A 16,696-nucleotide genomic window follows, 5' to 3' on the forward strand; every position below is an offset into this window, starting at 1 on the left:
TTCATCAGAATCCTGTTCGTAATGGGTTGGTTGTTAATGCAGAGGATTACCTATATTCTAGCGCAAGATGCTATGCAGGTATGAGTGGGCCGCTAGAAGTAGTACCGTTGGATTTTGGTTGGAAGACCTATAGGTAATGCAGGCTTTAGCCTGCTTGGATAGATTCGACTGAGGCAGGAGCCTAAGCCGAACAATGGTAGTGCTTCTACAACGACACTATTCTATAAGCCTTTGATGCCTCCGGCATCAGCTCCTATAGGTAGTCATTCCGGAGGAATGAAAGGTTTATAGTACGGGTGAGTAAGTGTTTTTTCGACCCGTTGGGATCGAACATTATAAAAAGGCTTAGCATGACGGCCATGGGCAGGAGCTTCAGCCGAACAGAACCGAACTGTAGCAAACGCAAAGCGGTGAAATCAAAGAATTTAGTAGGCTAGCTTTGTAAGCATATATTTATTTAAATTGTAGCAGGTAAAAGATGTCCGCTTTGACAGGCAAAATCTAAGCCTATAGTTTATGTGCTTTCTGCTAGTCGTATGCCGCATGTTAGATGCGAGAGGTGCGATGGTTGCAGTGGGCATGGTTAATTTTCAAATAGTAAGCAACAATAAAGATGAAGAAACAGCTAGCCCTGCTTTTTACCATGCTGATAGCCGCTTCGGCATTTGCACAAGCTGATAGGAATTCAGCCATTTATAAAATAATTCTTGCAAAAGACAGCCTGCTTTTTGATGTTGGTTTCAACACCTGCAATATGAGGCAGGTCGAAAGCCTACTGAGCGATACCTTGAAGTTTTATCACGATAAAGACGGTATTTCGGGTAAGGCCAAATTTCTGGCTGATCTGAGAAATGGAATTTGTAGTAGTCAGGCCAATCGTCAAGTAAAACGATTCTTAGTAAAGGAAAGTACGGAAATATATCCCCTATACAAAAATGGTGTTTTGTATGGTGCTGTGCAGAATGGGGAGCACCTGTTTTCCGAAAAGCGCGAGGCGCAGGCTGGCGTTGCAAAATTCACCAACGTTTGGCAGCTCGAGGATGGCGAATGGAAGCTGGTAACCTCATTCAGCTTCGACCATAAGGCATACGAAGGTAAGAACGAAGGATATCCAACTTTTGATAGCAATGCCGAAATAGAAAGGTGGCTAAAGGAGAACAAGGTACCAACCTTAGGTATTGGGATTATTGATGGCGGTAAGCTGCAGCAGGTAAAAGTTTTTGGTGAGGTAGCAAAAGGGGGCGCAGCACCTTACAATACCATCTTTAATGTGGCATCGCTCACTAAGCCCGTTACGGCAATGGTTGCATTAAGGTTGGTAAGTATGGGAAAGTGGAGCTTGGACGACCCGGTTTACAAGTATTGGGTAGATCCGGATATTGCCAACGACCCACGAAGCAAGAAAATAACAACAAGACATATCCTAAGCCATCAAACAGGCTTCCCCAATTGGCGATGGATGAACGACGGGCACAAGCTTACCTTCCTCTTTGATCCAGGAACAGGATATCAGTATTCGGGAGAGGGGATGGAGTATTTGCGGAAGGCTTTGGAAAGGAAGTTTGGTAAATCGCTGCAGCAGCTGGCTAGCGAGCTTATTTTTCAACCGCTAAAAATGAATGACACAAAGTATGTTTGGGACAAAAATGTGGATACTACAAGATTGGCCGTTGGATATGATAAAGATGGGAAAGCTTATGAGGTTGTAAAAAATAAAACCCCCAACGCCGCCGATGATCTGTTAACCACTGTTGAAGATTACGGAAACTTTTTGGCTGCTGTAGTAAATGGTGATGGTTTGACCAAAAAGGTATTTGATGAGATGACCACCAACCAGGTTGCAACTACCAAAGGAAAACATTTTGGTTTGGGTTTCGAAATATACGATTTGGGCAATGGCGAGCTGGCCTTGTCGCATGGTGGCTCAGATAAGGGTGTTCAAACCATTATCTTTATCCTTCCCAAAAAGAAGCAGGGGCTTTTGATCTTCACCAACTCCGATACTGGCATAAGCGTTTACGAAGCACTCCTAAAGCATTACCTAGGTAAAAAGGGACAAGTAATAGTTGATATCGAAACGAAATAGGCAATCGCAACCTCTGGTTCTATGGCTTGGAGGCAGAAGTGCAGTTATGGGCATTGGAAATAGCTGTTGGATCTCTGTAGAATCATTGTTTAGGCATCATATATAATCCCTCAATGCTGAGTTAGGAGTTGCAGGTGTTGCTGCGTTTGTTGTTTTGTAAGTGTTTTGTTCGTCTTTTCTGATTTCGTTGTAAATCAAAAGGAACTTGTTCTATTTCTCTTCTAAAAAGCAATATTTGTAGTGTTGTAGGTATTTATTCCAAATAAATAATAGTTAAAATAAATTTACCAGTATGTTTGTATGTTAAATTTTTGTTTATTTACTCAGGTAACAATCTCGTAAGCCTCCTTTTGTAAAAAGGATATATAGCCATTTTGAGGTACTTCTGCTCAAAGAGGCTGTTGTTTCCCAAGTTTGTGGAGGCCGTGCTGGACGTTAGGCGCACTCCTTTATTTCTGGCTTTCTCTACAAACGCTAAGGGGATGCTCGGTTTAGGAGGTTGTAGAGAAAAAGATCGCAGGGCGTGTATCGAAAAAATATAGCTGCTTTCGTTTAAAAAGATTGCAAGCAAGCTGCTTATAGGAAAAAGAAGGTCCAGTAAACGAACTCTGCCCGTTGTGCGGTTGTTACATAGCAATAGGAGAATAAATAAAGGCACTTGTAGCCTCTTAAGACCGTTGAGTTGCTAGCTGCAAAATGGTGAAAAGGGGAGATGAAGGTTTAAATAATTAAACACAACAAGCGTGAAGCTGCTAAAAAAGATATTACCACCACCACAATGGAGGGTTGCTGTTATCGTAGCTTTAGGGGTATTCTCGGGCTTAGGTTGCTATACTTTCTACGTATCTAAAGCCTACTCCTACCTTTCCGACAAGCCTGAGGTTTGCGTAAACTGCCATATCATGGGAACGCAATATGCCACCTGGTTTCATAGCTCTCATAGGGAACGGGCAACCTGTAACGATTGCCACGTACCCCATAGCAGCGCATTAATGAAGTACGCCTTTAAGGCCAAGGATGGCATGCGGCATGCGGCTCTATTTACGCTTCGGCTCGAGCATCAGTCCATAACGATAGGCGATGCAGGGGCGTCGGTGGTGCAGCAGAACTGTATCCGTTGCCATACGGTGTTAAATCAGGATGTGGGGTTGGCTAAGGTTACATTTGAGATGGCCAAGAAGAATGAGGGCAAGGTGTGCTGGGAGTGTCATAGAGAGGTGCCGCATGGAAGAATGAGGAGCCTATCATCTACCCCAAATGCAATAGTTCCGTTGCCCGAATCTCCTGTGCCAGATTGGCTAAACGAGCTAATGGCTAGTAAGAAGAAATAAAAATAATACAGCAGATATGATTAATCTAAGCGAGAAGATTAAGCAAAGACCCTGGCTAGGATGGGGGCTTTTTGGTGCTACAATGCTGGTGGTATTCCTACTCGGTTTACTTGCCTCTTCCGTTGTAGAACGACGTGCTGAAGCGACAGTTTTTAAGGTGGCCAAGGGGGCTATAGCGAAGCATGAGTCGCGCAATCCGCTTTGGGGGGAGGTGTACCCTCTCGAATACCAGACATGGGAGAAGACAGCGAACATGGACTTTGAGAGCGAGTTTAACGGGAATAAACCCCACGATGTACTCGAAAGTAGACCTAAGATGGTGGTGCTTTGGGCAGGCTATGCATTTTCGAAAGACTACGCAGCGCCACGGGGCCACATGCATGCAATAGAAGATGTGGTTGGCACCCTACGAACGGGTAGCCCCAAAACACCCGAAGACGGTCCACAACCTGGTACCTGCTGGACCTGTAAAAGTCCAGATGTGCCGCGCTTAATGGATTCGGTAGGAATAGAGAAGTTCTATAAAACCAAATGGGGAGCTTGGGGGAGCGAGGTAGTCAATCCTATAGGATGTGCCGACTGCCACGATCCCAACACCATGAACCTAACCATTACAAGGCCTGCACTGGTTGAGGCATTTCAGCGTGCGGGAAAGGATATTACTAAGGCTACCCACTCCGAGATGCGCTCGCTTGTTTGTGCACAATGCCACGTAGAGTACTACTTTAAGGGGGATGGCAAGTACCTAACTTTTCCGTGGGATAAGGGGACGTCCGTTGAGGCCATTGAGACCTACTATGATAGCGTAAAGTTTACGGATTGGACGCACTCGTTGAGTAAAGCTCCGATGCTAAAGGCGCAGCATCCCGATTTTGAGATTTTCCAGATGGGCATACATGCGCAGCGTGGGGTGTCGTGCGCCGACTGCCACATGCCCTATAAGAGTGAGGGGGGCGTGAAGTTTACCGACCACCACGTGATGAGCCCGCTTGCCAAGATAAACAGCACCTGCCAGAACTGCCATAGAGAGACGGAAGAGACGCTTCGAAATAACGTATACGAGCGCCAACGCAAAGCCAACGAGATAAGAAATAGGCTCGAAGATGAGCTGGCAAAGGTTCATGTAGAGGCAAAGTTTGCGTGGGATAAGGGGGCTACAGAAGCGCAAATGGAGCCAGTGCTTAAGCTGCTACGTCAGGCTCAATGGCGCTGGGATTTTGCGGTGGCATCGCATGGGGCGTCATTTCATGCACCAGTAGAAATACAGCGTATCCTAAGTCATGGTATAGACAAGGCTTTGCAGGCTCGTCTTGCAGTAACCAAGGTGCTTGCCAAGAACGGCTTTACAGGTGATGTGCCGATGCCAGACCTTTCGAACAAGGCAAAGGCGCAAAGCTATATTGGTTTGGATATGGCCAAGGAGCGTGCTGCCAAGAAGGTTTTCATGGAGCAAACAGTGCCACAATGGTTGAAGCAGGCACGAGAAAAAAATAGGTTAGTTTCGACTAACTAAAGGGAAGATGGGGGCCGTAGGCGTAAGCTGCGGCTCTTGCTTCATAATTCAGAAAAGAAAATCGGATGACACAAAAATTGGGACGACCTATTTGGCAGGGCATTTGGGGGTATAAGGAGGCTTTTGTTGTATGTCTGGGGTTGGTCGCTGTGGGAATATTACTACAGCTGACCGTCGGTTGTGTTGGCAATACTCTTTTTTCCTATCCATTTAACGTACTATTCGGTGGGGCCTACCTGGTGGTGCTGGTGGTTTTACAGCTGGCTGCCGGTAAACGTACCATTATACGGTGGATGGGATCTAGCCCAACGGCTATAACGCTGATGCTGATGCTTGGTTTTACTGTACTTCTTATGGGGGTAACGCCTCAACGCAACCTGTACGAAGCGCCGCAAGGAGGCTTCGTTTCGAGAATTGGGCTCGACGCCATTTTGCATACCTGGTATTTTGCCTTTATCTTCTTCTTCTTACTCACCTCGCTGGGGCTCACAGCCGTAAAACGTTTAGTCCCCTTTCGTAAAAAAAATATTGGATTCGTACTTAATCACCTCGGACTTTGGCTTACGTTGTTTGCGGGCGTATTGGGAAGCGGCGATATTGCTCAATTAACCATGAACCTTACGGAGGGTAAGGTGGAATGGCGAGCTCAGGATAGGCAGGGTGTGGTATATGAAATGCCTATTGCAACCGAGCTGCACGACTTTACGATGGAGGAGTACCCTGCTAACCTATACCTTATAGATACTCGAACGGGGGATGCGCTGCCCAAAGAAAAACCGGTGCACCTAGCATTAGAGGATAGCCTTACTAAGGGTAATTTAGAAGGTTGGCAGATAGAGGTTGTGAGTAAAATGAACGATGCGGCGCCTGTTGCTGCCGACAAGTACGTCAGGTACATTAATATCGGATCTTGTCAAGCGGCCTACATCAAGGCTACCAGCCATGATGGACGCCAAAAAAAGGAAGGGTGGATAAGTAGCGGTAGCTTTATGTTTCCGCATAAGAGCCTTTACCTTACCGATACCCTCGGTTTGCTTATGGGAGTTCCAGAACCGAAAAAGTTTAGATCGGAGGTGACAATATACTCAAAAACAGGGTTAAGGCTTGATACCTGCATCGAAGTTAACCGCCCGGTGGTGGTGGATGGATGGACTATTTACCAGCTGGGTTATGACGATCAGATGGGGAGATGGTCGAACAAGAGCACCGTTGAGATGGTAAAGGATCCTTGGCTCAAGGTTGTTTATACAGGGTTGCTGATGCTGCTAGCTGGTGCTGTGTACCTATTTTGGATTGCCAATAAGCAAAAAAGGGAGGTGCGTAATGTGGAGTAATTTTATATATTTTTCGATTGTCGCATTAGCATGTTGGATAATTGCTACGCTCTACGCTTATCGAAGGGGTAGGACTGCTATTGTTGGAGGTATCTATTTACTAGGTTCGTTTGCTATTGCAGCGTTTATTGTTATGCTCTGGATCTCGTTAGATCGTCCGCCGCTAAGAACCCTTGGTGAAACGCGGCTATGGTACGCCTTTTTTGTTCCATTGGTTGGTGCCATTATCTACCTTCGATGGAAATTTAGATGGATTTTATCCTATACGTTGCTGCTGGCGTTGGTTTTTATTGTAATTAATATTGTAAAGCCAGAAACGCATAGCAAGGCGCTGATGCCTGCGCTTCAGAGTATATGGTTTGTTCCCCATGTAGTGGTATACATCTTCTCCTATGCTCTTTTGGGTGCGGCATCGCTAGTTGCAGCTAAGATTTTGTTTATGCAGCGTTTTGGACAACCTTCTAGGGTGGATTTGCTGCCTGTTGCCGACACCTTAGTTTATGTAGGTTTTTCTTTTCTAACAATGGGCTCTGTCTTTGGTGCACTTTGGGCAAAAGAGGCTTGGGGTCATTACTGGACATGGGACCCGAAGGAGACTTGGGCTTTTATCACTTGGTTGGGTTATTTGGTATACCTTCATTTTCGATTCCATACCCCTAAAAAGCAGGCAACCGCAACTTGGATGCTCGCATTGGCGTTTGTGGTACTTCTGGTTTGTTGGTTTGGCATCAACTACCTCCCCGCAGCACAAAATAGCGTTCATACCTATAGCCGTTAACAGGCTTTGCAGCTGCTGGCCTAAAGCGGAGAAGTTTCTTTGCGTGTAGGAGAGGTTTGGGGTGTACAGGGCAGCCGCTGAGAGCAAAAAAATGTAAAGTATACAAGTTCATATTGGATTCTTAGCGGTGGTCGTATAAAAACACGATAAGATGAGAAAATTAGCGACAGCTATACTTTTAGCGATTACAAATTTCTGCGTAGCACAGAAAACGGTAGAGTTTGCTGATTCTATCCGAAGCTGCTACCATATTCCAGAGCTCTCCTACGCGGTAGTCGATGGTAAAGCCGTGTTGGAAATTGCCGCATTGGGGAAACACTCCGTAAACCTTCCCGATACGGCAACCTTAGAAGACCGATTTCATATAGGCTCCAACACTAAGGCAATGACCGCATTTATAATTGCCAAATATGTAGAAAAAGGGAGGTTGTCTTGGAACGACAAGTTCTTTGACTATTTTCCCGAATGGCAAGCCCAAAGCAAACCCGAATATGCAAACATTACGCTGCAAGATCTGCTTTCGCATCGGGCAGGTGTACAGCCTTTTCAGGGCGAAAATGATCCTCCAATACCCAACTTCAGGGGGACAAAGCAAGAAAAAAGAAAACAATTTGGACAATTTGTCCTTGCTCAAGAACCCGTAAAGATGGATGCGCAAAATCCATTCATCTACTCGAACGCGGGGTACACCTTGGCTACATTGATGCTCGAGAAGGCAACAGGCAAAAGCTGGGAGTATTTGGTTGATAAGGTTTTTAATAGGGATTTAAAGCTAAATGTAAAGCTTTCATGGCCAGAGAACCAGAATGCAAAGGATACTTGGGGGCATTCATTCGAAAATGCAACGCTGCTACCCGTTCCTTCAAATACCACCTATCACCTCGATTATACCGAACCGGCAGGGGACATAAATATAAAGTTAAAGGACTATGTGCGGTTTATTCAGCTCAACTTGCAGGGGCTGAGCGGGCAAAATGGATATCTGACAGCAGCAACCTACCAGCATATTCACAAGGGGGTAGATTTTTACTCCTTGGGTTGGTATAACATTTATGAAAAAGGACAGGAACTTTCAACGCACTCAGGCACAGCAGGTACCTACTATACCCTTGTTCATATAGATAGAGTAGGGAAAAGAGCCTATATTATTTTCACGAATTCCTTTACCCCAGATACACAGCGAGGAGTTAGGCTTCTGATGCGAAAGCTGAAAGAAACCTACGGTCGCCAATAGCCACAAAATGGCGTAGCAGCACAATGTTGGGATGTTCAATGTCTGCTTGTCGGAACCTTCAAGGTGGAGGTGCTTTGCTACCTGTAAGGGCAAAAGATACTAGCCCAAAATTTGGGGTAGGGGGTACGGTCGTTGGGTATAGCTATATTCGTTTCAGTTAACTTTACAGGTGGTTGATGTCTATTTTATTTTGTCGATGCTGCTTGGTGTTGTACTTTTGAAATAGGAATTGGAGTCTTTACAGGCTCATTGATGTGCATGGTATAGTCAGCAACCCAAATTGCTGGCCGATGGCTGTTTAGTACACTGCGGGAAACTCTAAAGAGTAAATATAAGTTTAATATAAAAGGAATTTGGGATGAGAAATAACGTTGGTCTATTGGTGCTGGCATCGCTAGCACTCTGGGGGTGCAGTAGTCGGGTTTATGTGGATAAGGAGGAGGTGGCATGGCAACCTGCTTCATCGATGGGAGACCTAGGTCGTAGTGGGGCAACTAGCACAGCGGTAGACGGAAAGGGATATGTGGGATGTGGTAATGCGCCGGATGGCTCCTATCTTCACGATTTTTGGGCGTACGATGCCGCAACCAATAAGTGGGAGCAGAAAACCGACTATCCAGGTAAGGGTGGTCATGCAGTAACATCATTTGCCATTAACGGGAAGGTCTATTTTTGTCTTGGCTTTGCAGGTAGCAAACAGCTGTGTAACGATGTGTGGGAGTATGATCCTTTATCGAACAGGTGGAGCCAAAAGCGCGAGTTCCCAGGACAAGGGCGTTATAGCGCAAAGAGTTTTGTTATTGGTAAATATGCCTATGTTGGTACTGGTTCGTACGACAGCTCATCAGAGTACCTTGGCGATTTTTGGAGATATGATCCCGAGGTCGACAAGTGGGAGCAGGTGGCCGCTATTCCTGTTGGTCGATGTGGGGCTGTTGCCTTTTCTGTTAACGGAAAGGGGTATTGTGGACTAGGTATCGACGAGGGTGGTTCCTTTTTGAATGCACTAAAAGATTTTTGGGAGTATGATCCTGCTACTAACCAATGGAGCCAGCTGCCCGATTTCCCCGGTTTACGGTATGGCGCTTTTGGCTTTGGGCTAGGCGATGCTGGCTATGTTGGTGGTGGTTTTGATAAGCGCTACTTCTACAATGATATGTGGAGGCTTAATATCGATAGGAGATGCTGGGAAAAGGTGGAATCGCCAAGCGGTTTTGCACCTCGAATGGGTGCTACTCCATTTATTGTAAACGGGAAAGCCTACGTGGGGACGGGCGATAACTCATTGTCTATTCTATCCGATTTTTTTATATTTTGGAGCGGAATAAATATTAGATAGTATTGTTTAGATATGGTGTTGCTTGTTTCGTGCTGTGGGAGTGTTTAATACTACTGCTTTTTCTGTAAATATTTATTGGTTCACTTTTGATCTTGTAGATTTCTGCTTTGCCTTGCTTTGGAGATATCCCCAAGCGAGAACAATAGTAGTTGATGGTGTATAGGCATGTATTTGCTATAATTTTAAGGAGACTATGAAATTTAGAGATGTTATCGAAAAAAGAAAGACTATTAGAGATTTTCAAAATAAAGAAATCTCAAAGAATATTATTGATTATGCCATTGAAAACGGATTTAAAGCACCTACATACAACCATCTAAGGGAATGGGATTTTATTATTTTAAGTAGCCTTGAATCAAAATTAAAGCTGATTGAATCAGAAAATCTCGACAAAACAATAGATTTAGAAAAGCTTAAACTGCTATTCAAGGATGAAGATGATGTTATGAAGGAAATGTACCTAGATGCAATTCCGAAACAGAAAAAAATGATTCTTGAGGCACCAACAGTAATAGTAGTGGTATATAAGGCCAAAACAAGAGTGTGCGAAGCAAGTAAAATATATGATTTGAACTGTTTGGCATCGGTATGGACTTGCATAGAAAATTTGTTATTAAGCCTCGCTGAACATGATGTTTATGGAGTGACTTTCATCCCTCAAAATATTGAGTCGATTAAGAAAGGGCTGGAAGTTCCTTCCGAGCTAGAAATTGCAGCGGTAATCCCAATAGGATATATGGCTGATGATGCAAGAATTCTTAAGCAGAAACATATCAATATTGAGGAAAGAAAGCATTATGACAAGTGGTAGAGATGGCTATCAAAAACACCTACTTAAGTAGCTTGTTGAGTGCTTATTTCTCGGAAAAGCATCTTCGCTACCTTTCGGATTACAAGGTTCCAACTGGCAAAAAATAAAGGGGTGCATTGTTGTTGAGCAACCCCTGTAGGGGATTTACACACCAGGCAAAAAGTAGCCTATAGCATGCCTATTTGGTGATTTTTCTGTTATCTTGCCTATACGGTTACACGTAAATAAATCTAGTATAAACGTACCCATATCAAATGAATAGAATTCTACTTAAACGAAAAATTTATCTTGTAGCAGGACTGGCGGCGCTGTCGCTGGCGTTTTATGGCTGTTCGCTTCTTCGGCCATCTATAGTAGAGGAAAACGACGTTGTCTATTCCACAAAACGTTTCCTGCTTAGCAATATTATAATGGTAAGCGATCCTAGGTCGCCATCCATTCCTTTAGAGCAGTCTATTGTAAAGGAGATAAAGGCCAATGGTGAGGTAACCTGCACCTTTTACGACGTGCTTACCTTGAGTTCCACCAGTTTTAAGCTGAAGGATGAGGTATTTCTGATTGCTGATAGTAAGGTTTTTCCTATGACGTTGGTGGATAAGGAGCTGGAACAGGTAAAAAATATAGAGGAAAAGAAGTCTGATATTTTGAAGGCTGATTCGACCAAGGTTTCGGTGGTTACAGGGTATTCCGAGGAAAATAAAAAGGTTTATCGATTTACCTACAGGCCATCGGATGAGGTGCTTGCTGCAATTAAAAGTTCAAAGGAGCTGCTTATACGCTACTATGCTGGTCCTAAGATGCTAACAGCAACGCTAAAGGGAACCAACTTGGAGCTTATAAAGCAGCTTCTTGATAAGAAGTAATCTAACAAATTGTTTGCTGTAAGGGGGCTGTTTGATACAAATAGGCCCCTTTGTGCATTTTACGAGAGTATATATAAACCAACAGATATGAAGCTGGATGCGGTACTTTGGGACTATGATGGAACGTTGGTAAACTCCGTTCCTAAGAATATTGATATAACTAAGCAAATCCTGCTTGAGGTTGCTACCCGACTAACAGGCAACGGGCTACCAGCCTGCCTGCAAAGCGAAGCGGCCTACCATATTGCCAATCACCGGGCTAAAAATTGGCAGGAGCTGTATGTCGAATACTATGGAATGACTCCCAATGAAATGAAGGCGGCAGGCAAGTTGTGGACCGAGTTTCAGCTGAAGAATACAACGCCAGTTGCGCTATTCCCCGAAATAGAGCATACCGTAAGCCAGATAATGCTGCCGCAGGGTATCTGTTCGCAGAACTCGGCTCAAAATATCTACCATGTTCTAAGACAGGAAAACTTACATCACAAGTTTCAAGCCGTTGTTGGGTATGATGATATTCCTTCGAATGCGCAAAAACCGAATCCCTATAGCGGAGTGAGATGCTTGGAGCAGCTCTTAGATACTGTGGAGGGGAAGACAATCCTCTACGTTGGGGATCATGAGGGGGATGTGGAGTTTGCCCGCAATATGGAAAGGGAGCTGCATCAAAAGTGTAGGGTGATTGCCGTAGGTGTAAAGTACAGCGGTGCAGATATGCAGCAGTGGCACCATCGGCCCGACTTTGAGATTGATAGGCCAACGGATCTTCTTAGTATAGTTGACCGCTATAGCTAGTCTTTACGTAAACGCTCTGCTTGCTGATTGCATGCACGAGACTAGCCGCGGAGTAATTTATGCAGTTCTTAGGCTGCTGTGCCTATGTGCTATGTACAATGCTGCTTCTATAGTGCGCAAGTGCTCCTTAAAAGTGAATGTGTAGAGCCGAATATTCATCTTTTTGTAGTAAGCTTGTAGTGTAGCAGTCCGTTTGGACAAAACATACAAAATAAGGAACGCTATGAAGACAACATCCAACCATGACGAGCGAATGGCTAAAATGACGTTTGCATTGGTTTACCCTCTCTACCTTGCTAAGGTGGAGAAAAAGGGGCGGAGCAGGGAGGAGCTGCATCAGGTAATAGAGTGGCTGACGGGGTACAACGAACAGGCGCTACAGCGGCTTATTGAGGAGACGGTTACTTTTGAAGAGTTCTTTCGGAATGCGACAGTAAATGCCAATGCCTATTTGGTAACGGGTGTAATCTGCGGCTGCAGGGTCGAGGATGTCGAAAATCCATTAACGCAGCAGATACGGCGTTTGGATAAGCTGGTTGACGAGCTCGCCAAAGGTCGGAAGATGGAAAAAATATTGAGGTTAGGCTAAGGCTGATAGTGTTACTGAGAAAAGATGCGTTTAAGGTAATATATAATCCCCACGAAATGAAGAAAAACCTGCCAACCATTAAGGCCGACAGGTTTTAAGAGTATCAACTTACAGTGGAATAGGATGCAGTTTTGTATTCTTGATGTTTCTAGTTAAGCAATAGCGTATTGCCCGGGAAGTGATCTTGGATGCTTCCGATTGGCTAAAAGCTAACTTCGCATAGAATTGATAGATCACAATCCGCTAAAACAACCTCCAAACTTTTCACCTCTCCCCAATTGTACACCTCTGCCTTCGATTTTTTGTAAACCCAGTGCTTTAGAGTTTTGGTCTTATCGCATAGACCAAGAATAACGTTGTCCTTAGTGCTGGTGCTGGTTAGAGTTGCTTTGGCGTTCGTTTTGTTGCCTACAATCTTAAGGTACTCTACCAATCCGTTTACAGGCATGGCAATGCTGTACTTTTTGTTCGTCACATCGGGCTCCTTCTCTGCAATCTCATTGATGGTAGCAATGTAGTTGTTGATGGTAAACGTTCCAAAATCAGGGAAGGTTCGGGTAAAGTCCTCTATCTCCTTTAGAAGATCGTTTCTGTTTTTGCTCCTAAGCAGGTTCAGGTATGTTTTTATTTCGGCTAACATTCGGTATTTTAGGGTACCGTTTTTAACCGCTGCATCTACCGTCTTTTTTATTGCTGGATCGTTTACGTAAAGGGCGCCTAGCGATGAGCTAAAGCCACAAATGCCCCATCCTGAGTTTAGTGCTGAAAGATCTGTGATTGGACTCATAGTTTTAATTTTTTAATTGTTGATAATTGTGAGATAACAGTGCTAAATTAGTATCCAAGATGCGCTTTGACTTAAAACGGTTGAGGTATCGAATGGGGGCTATGAAATGGCCAACTAGCTGCGCTTAAGGGCTAGTAAGCAGTTTAGTGCGATAGCTAGAATGACGATATTTGAACGGTTAATGTTAACCACCAATAGGAAAGTAATGAGGAAAATTGTGCTACTACTAGCTTTGGGAGGTGTGCTGTGCGGGCTCTATTCGTGCGGCAGTAAAACCGATGCAGGGAAGGAGAGGAAGGGGCACTCTAAGGTTGAGCCGGCAAGTCCCTACCGCTTTGTTGATGTGCTACCTGTAAAATCTACTCCGTTTGTCGACTCCACCAGCTTTGATAGCTATGAGATGAAGGAGAAGCTTACTTCAGAGCAGGTCGCCCTTCTGCATCTGGACAAGATAGTTTCTAAGGATGATTTTTTATCCACCACCAGCTTTGCCCTTCGCTATCGGGTAAACCTGTCGAGCCAGTTTCAAACGGTGGTGGTGAGCTATCTTCCCAACGAGAACGAGCTCTATACGCTGTTAGTAAACTACGATAGGAGCTTCCATGTGATAGATTTTTGCCAAATAGCCTACGATGAGATTGCCGAGAACTTTCTCCGAACAGAATCTACAATTAGCAAGGATGGTATTGTAGTTACCGATCTGGAGTGCACCACCGGAACCGATGTAACTAAAGTTACCACCTACAGGGTTGCTGCCAGCGGAAAGATAAGGGCTAGCCGCTAGATGCGACTTTTTAGGACGTGGAGCCGATGTTTTACTACTTTTGCTAAATATTTTCCCCTCCAAACATGGAGATATACCAATAAGTACTAATTTGGCAGCCGCTAATGCTGGTGGAGGTAGCGTAATAGGCAAAATGTAGCAGTAGGCACAACGTATGCGTCATCCATAAAAGATGGCATACTATTTTAGCCCGATTTATACGGTATATCGTGCTGGCTAGGTTAGAAGAAAAGAGAAAAATACTCAAAACAATAAAATATCATATTGCTATGAAAATGAACGAAAAAACAGATCTTGAGCTACAAGATATTCTCGAAAATGGGAGCGAATGTGCGAGCGAAGATGTTGAAGCCGCACGTTATGAGATCGAAAAGCGAAGAAATGCACGAGGCTCCAATAATCCTGTATCAAATGAAAAAATTGATAGCCAATACTACACGCGGGTGCCAGTAGTTGGAGAGGATAATATGTCTCAATCCAATCCGGCCAACAGCATCTACCTGTTTGCTTTGATAGGTGGCTTGGTGAGGTGGATTTTAGTTGAACGACGAAAAGGGAAGAAACTTTACGAAGTTGTTATCGAGAAGGATAAGTACAAGAATTCGCTGGTGTTCCTACTGCTAATAATTCTGCTGGCATCTGTTATAACCTTGGTTTCAGTATTTGAATAATAATTTCGGTAGTAATACCTTAGAGCAATTCGAAGCACAATGCTTATGATTGGAAAATGCTGATAAAGGATGGGCATATTATATCCGATAGCTTTAAATAGAAAGACTTACGGTATAACGAAATGTGCTAGGCGACTTGTTGAAAGAAATACCAGATTGATTTAGCAATTCGTAAATTTGTATTGGTTAAATACGTGCTGATTACTAATTGGTTTAATCGATAAAAAGGACGAAGTATGTTTGCTGTAGAACAAATAGAGCAAGCCCACAGCAGGGTGAAATCGGGTGCAGACTTTCCTGAGTACATTAGAGCATTAAAGCAAATGGGCGTAGTAGGTTTTGAAACATGGGTAGCCGATAGCCACACCGAGTACTTTGGCGAAAACGGTTATAATACAAAATCATTACCTCAGTATGCCAATATGGAAATAGCCGAAAATTGCAGTAAGGATCAATTTTCCCATTACCTGAAAATACATCAGCAGGGAGAAACCGATTATCATACATTTTGTAAGCATTGTGCCCAAACAGGAATTGAAAAATGGGCTGTTTGTCTCGAAGAAATGACCTGTACCTATTACGATAAGATCGGAAACAAGGTTTTGGTAGAGCGAATACCACAATAAAACGCGACCTATGGTGGGGTACCCTTTGTATAATGTCGGGTACCATAGCATAGCGGTGAGTAGCGGTTAAAGAACGCATTTGCGGGGTAGGGGCGCTATTCGATAAAAGCTTACTAATTGATATATTTGCCGACCACAGAAACTCATATGGGCAGTACCGATTTTGTAGATATTTATAAGGAGCGAATACATCAGGCTGTTGATTATATTTCGGAGCATATATCAGAAGAGATTCCATTAGAGAAGCTGGCCGCGGTTGCTTGCTTCTCTCCATTTCATTTTCATCGTATTTTCTCAGCCGTTTTGGGCGAAACACCCCGCGACTACATAGAGCGTTCGCGTATGGAGCGGGCGGCCAAGCTTATTTGCCTTAACCAGAATATTGCTATTGCGGATATTGCCTCTTCATGTGGCTTTTCATCGGCATCGTCGTTTTCTAGGGCCTTCAAAAAGCATTATGGTGTAGCACCCTCCCTATACCTTCAAAAACATAAGGAGGTGCACCATACATTTACGGAGCAGCAGCTTGTTGCAAAAGCGCAAAGTCGGCTACGAGACTTTTCGTTGGTAGAGATAAAAAGGCTGCCAGATTTTTATGTTGCCTACACGCAGGTTATTGAGAGTTACGCAACAGGTATCCCAAAGGCTTGGAATCGGCTGTTTCAGTTTTTGCAGCCAAGGGACTTAATAGCTGGAGATGTTACCCTTCTGGGAATTCCCTATAACAACCCGGGTATAACACCGCGCGAAAAATGCCGCTATAGAGCTTGCATTACGGTACCTAGGGAGATGATTCTTTCGCGAGGAGATGTTAAAACGACTCATCTGAAGGAGGCGCTTTACGCCATTTACCACTTTAAGGGTACCCGCGAGGATGTTTGGGAGGCTTACGCTTTCTTTTATGGCGAATGGCTTATTCAGAGTGGATATATGCCCGACGAGAAGCCGCTAATTGAGCTCTACCCGCTGTCGCTGATGTCCGACTGCTCTCAAAATGAGCTTATGTACGATATTGCCATTCCGATTGTCCCTATGGGTAGGTATTAAAAGTTGGAGGCTTTATCGGAGATGTGGGGTAAAAGCTAAGAGGCTACCAACGTAGGTGTCATCATTCATGCGCTGCGGGTTGGCAGCTGCCGCCAGAATCCATTATCG

16 protein-coding genes are annotated in these 16,696 nt (G+C 44.3%); 15 read left to right on the forward strand and 1 reads right to left on the reverse strand.

The window, feature by feature from the left end; genetic code table 11:
• The first annotated feature begins 613 nt into the window (after nucleotides 1-613).
• The 11 genes from L990_RS04250 (at nucleotide 614) to L990_RS04305 (ending at nucleotide 12,673) form a co-directional block, all read left to right on the forward strand.
• A complete protein-coding gene (locus L990_RS04250) occupies nucleotides 614-2,086 on the forward strand; it encodes a serine hydrolase (RefSeq protein ID WP_047445876.1) in 1,473 nt (490 codons plus the stop codon).
• A 743-nt stretch (nucleotides 2,087-2,829) separates the two neighbouring features.
• Complete coding sequence (gene nrfH, locus L990_RS04260) at nucleotides 2,830-3,417, forward strand: cytochrome c nitrite reductase small subunit (RefSeq protein WP_047445879.1); 588 nt, start codon at nucleotides 2,830-2,832, stop codon at nucleotides 3,415-3,417.
• Between the two features lie 16 nt (nucleotides 3,418-3,433).
• Nucleotides 3,434-4,930: an ammonia-forming cytochrome c nitrite reductase gene (gene nrfA, locus L990_RS04265; protein ID WP_047445881.1), complete on the forward strand. Its 1,497-nt coding sequence runs from the start codon at nucleotides 3,434-3,436 to the stop codon at nucleotides 4,928-4,930.
• 65 nt (nucleotides 4,931-4,995) lie between these two features.
• Nucleotides 4,996-6,264 carry a cytochrome c biogenesis protein ResB gene (locus L990_RS04270; RefSeq protein WP_052180722.1) on the forward strand — a complete coding sequence of 423 codons (1,269 nt, stop codon included), beginning with the start codon at nucleotides 4,996-4,998 and terminating at the stop codon, nucleotides 6,262-6,264.
• Nucleotides 6,254-7,042, forward strand: a complete 789-nt coding sequence (gene ccsA / locus L990_RS04275) for a cytochrome c biogenesis protein CcsA (protein ID WP_047445883.1) — start codon at nucleotides 6,254-6,256, stop codon at nucleotides 7,040-7,042. The genes L990_RS04270 and ccsA overlap by 11 nt, the downstream gene beginning before the upstream one ends.
• Before the next feature lie 151 nt (nucleotides 7,043-7,193).
• Nucleotides 7,194-8,276, forward strand: coding sequence for a serine hydrolase domain-containing protein (locus tag L990_RS04280; RefSeq protein ID WP_047445885.1), 1,083 nt, complete (start codon nucleotides 7,194-7,196; stop codon nucleotides 8,274-8,276).
• A 358-nt stretch (nucleotides 8,277-8,634) separates the two neighbouring features.
• The gene (locus L990_RS04285; RefSeq protein ID WP_052180723.1) at nucleotides 8,635-9,615 is read left to right on the forward strand and encodes a Kelch repeat-containing protein; all 981 of its coding nucleotides are present in this window, start codon (nucleotides 8,635-8,637) and stop codon (nucleotides 9,613-9,615) included.
• A gap of 193 nt (nucleotides 9,616-9,808) precedes the next feature.
• Complete coding sequence (locus L990_RS04290) at nucleotides 9,809-10,426, forward strand: nitroreductase family protein (protein WP_047445887.1); 618 nt, start codon at nucleotides 9,809-9,811, stop codon at nucleotides 10,424-10,426.
• 254 nt (nucleotides 10,427-10,680) lie between these two features.
• Nucleotides 10,681-11,289 (forward strand): hypothetical protein, encoded by a 609-nt coding sequence (locus L990_RS04295; protein ID WP_047445889.1) that lies wholly within the window; start codon nucleotides 10,681-10,683, stop codon nucleotides 11,287-11,289.
• Between the two features lie 87 nt (nucleotides 11,290-11,376).
• Nucleotides 11,377-12,084 (forward strand): HAD family hydrolase, encoded by a 708-nt coding sequence (locus L990_RS04300; RefSeq protein ID WP_047445890.1) that lies wholly within the window; start codon nucleotides 11,377-11,379, stop codon nucleotides 12,082-12,084.
• Between the two features lie 223 nt (nucleotides 12,085-12,307).
• Nucleotides 12,308-12,673: a DUF2200 domain-containing protein gene (locus L990_RS04305; protein ID WP_047446121.1), complete on the forward strand. Its 366-nt coding sequence runs from the start codon at nucleotides 12,308-12,310 to the stop codon at nucleotides 12,671-12,673.
• A gap of 202 nt (nucleotides 12,674-12,875) precedes the next feature.
• On the opposite strand, the gene L990_RS04310 is transcribed toward L990_RS04305, so the two are convergent.
• The gene (locus L990_RS04310; protein WP_047445892.1) at nucleotides 12,876-13,460 is read right to left on the reverse strand and encodes a hypothetical protein; all 585 of its coding nucleotides are present in this window, start codon (nucleotides 13,458-13,460) and stop codon (nucleotides 12,876-12,878) included.
• 205 nt (nucleotides 13,461-13,665) lie between these two features.
• Here L990_RS04310 and L990_RS04315 point away from each other — a divergent pair, with 205 nt between their 5' ends.
• The 4 genes from L990_RS04315 (at nucleotide 13,666) to L990_RS04330 (ending at nucleotide 16,588) form a co-directional block, all read left to right on the forward strand.
• A complete protein-coding gene (locus L990_RS04315) occupies nucleotides 13,666-14,244 on the forward strand; it encodes a hypothetical protein (RefSeq protein ID WP_156121340.1) in 579 nt (192 codons plus the stop codon).
• A gap of 269 nt (nucleotides 14,245-14,513) precedes the next feature.
• Nucleotides 14,514-14,915, forward strand: a complete 402-nt coding sequence (locus tag L990_RS04320; protein ID WP_047445896.1) for a hypothetical protein — start codon at nucleotides 14,514-14,516, stop codon at nucleotides 14,913-14,915.
• Nucleotides 14,916-15,151: 236 nt separating this feature from the next.
• The gene (locus tag L990_RS04325; protein ID WP_047445898.1) at nucleotides 15,152-15,541 is read left to right on the forward strand and encodes a DUF1398 domain-containing protein; all 390 of its coding nucleotides are present in this window, start codon (nucleotides 15,152-15,154) and stop codon (nucleotides 15,539-15,541) included.
• 147 nt (nucleotides 15,542-15,688) lie between these two features.
• Nucleotides 15,689-16,588, forward strand: coding sequence for a GyrI-like domain-containing protein (locus L990_RS04330; RefSeq protein WP_047445899.1), 900 nt, complete (start codon nucleotides 15,689-15,691; stop codon nucleotides 16,586-16,588).
• The last annotated feature ends 108 nt before the right edge of the window (nucleotides 16,589-16,696 follow it).

It is taken from the genome of Alistipes sp. ZOR0009, from assembly GCF_000798815.1.
GTDB lineage: Bacteria > Bacteroidota > Bacteroidia > Bacteroidales > ZOR0009 > Acetobacteroides.

Coding starts and splice junctions, on each gene's coding strand:
- L990_RS04310 (WP_047445892.1), bottom strand. CDS start 13,460: ATGAGTCCAATCACAGATCTTTCAGCACTAAACTCAGGATGGGGCATT.
- L990_RS04300 (WP_047445890.1), top strand. CDS start 11,377: ATGAAGCTGGATGCGGTACTTTGGGACTATGATGGAACGTTGGTAAAC.
- L990_RS04295 (WP_047445889.1), top strand. CDS start 10,681: ATGAATAGAATTCTACTTAAACGAAAAATTTATCTTGTAGCAGGACTG.
- L990_RS04325 (WP_047445898.1), top strand. CDS start 15,152: ATGTTTGCTGTAGAACAAATAGAGCAAGCCCACAGCAGGGTGAAATCG.
- L990_RS04320 (WP_047445896.1), top strand. CDS start 14,514: ATGAAAATGAACGAAAAAACAGATCTTGAGCTACAAGATATTCTCGAA.
- L990_RS04270 (WP_052180722.1), top strand. CDS start 4,996: ATGACACAAAAATTGGGACGACCTATTTGGCAGGGCATTTGGGGGTAT.
- L990_RS04315 (WP_156121340.1), top strand. CDS start 13,666: ATGAGGAAAATTGTGCTACTACTAGCTTTGGGAGGTGTGCTGTGCGGG.
- L990_RS04305 (WP_047446121.1), top strand. CDS start 12,308: ATGAAGACAACATCCAACCATGACGAGCGAATGGCTAAAATGACGTTT.
- L990_RS04285 (WP_052180723.1), top strand. CDS start 8,635: ATGAGAAATAACGTTGGTCTATTGGTGCTGGCATCGCTAGCACTCTGG.
- nrfA (WP_047445881.1), top strand. CDS start 3,434: ATGATTAATCTAAGCGAGAAGATTAAGCAAAGACCCTGGCTAGGATGG.
- L990_RS04290 (WP_047445887.1), top strand. CDS start 9,809: ATGAAATTTAGAGATGTTATCGAAAAAAGAAAGACTATTAGAGATTTT.
- L990_RS04330 (WP_047445899.1), top strand. CDS start 15,689: ATGGGCAGTACCGATTTTGTAGATATTTATAAGGAGCGAATACATCAG.
- L990_RS04250 (WP_047445876.1), top strand. CDS start 614: ATGAAGAAACAGCTAGCCCTGCTTTTTACCATGCTGATAGCCGCTTCG.
- ccsA (WP_047445883.1), top strand. CDS start 6,254: ATGTGGAGTAATTTTATATATTTTTCGATTGTCGCATTAGCATGTTGG.
- L990_RS04280 (WP_047445885.1), top strand. CDS start 7,194: ATGAGAAAATTAGCGACAGCTATACTTTTAGCGATTACAAATTTCTGC.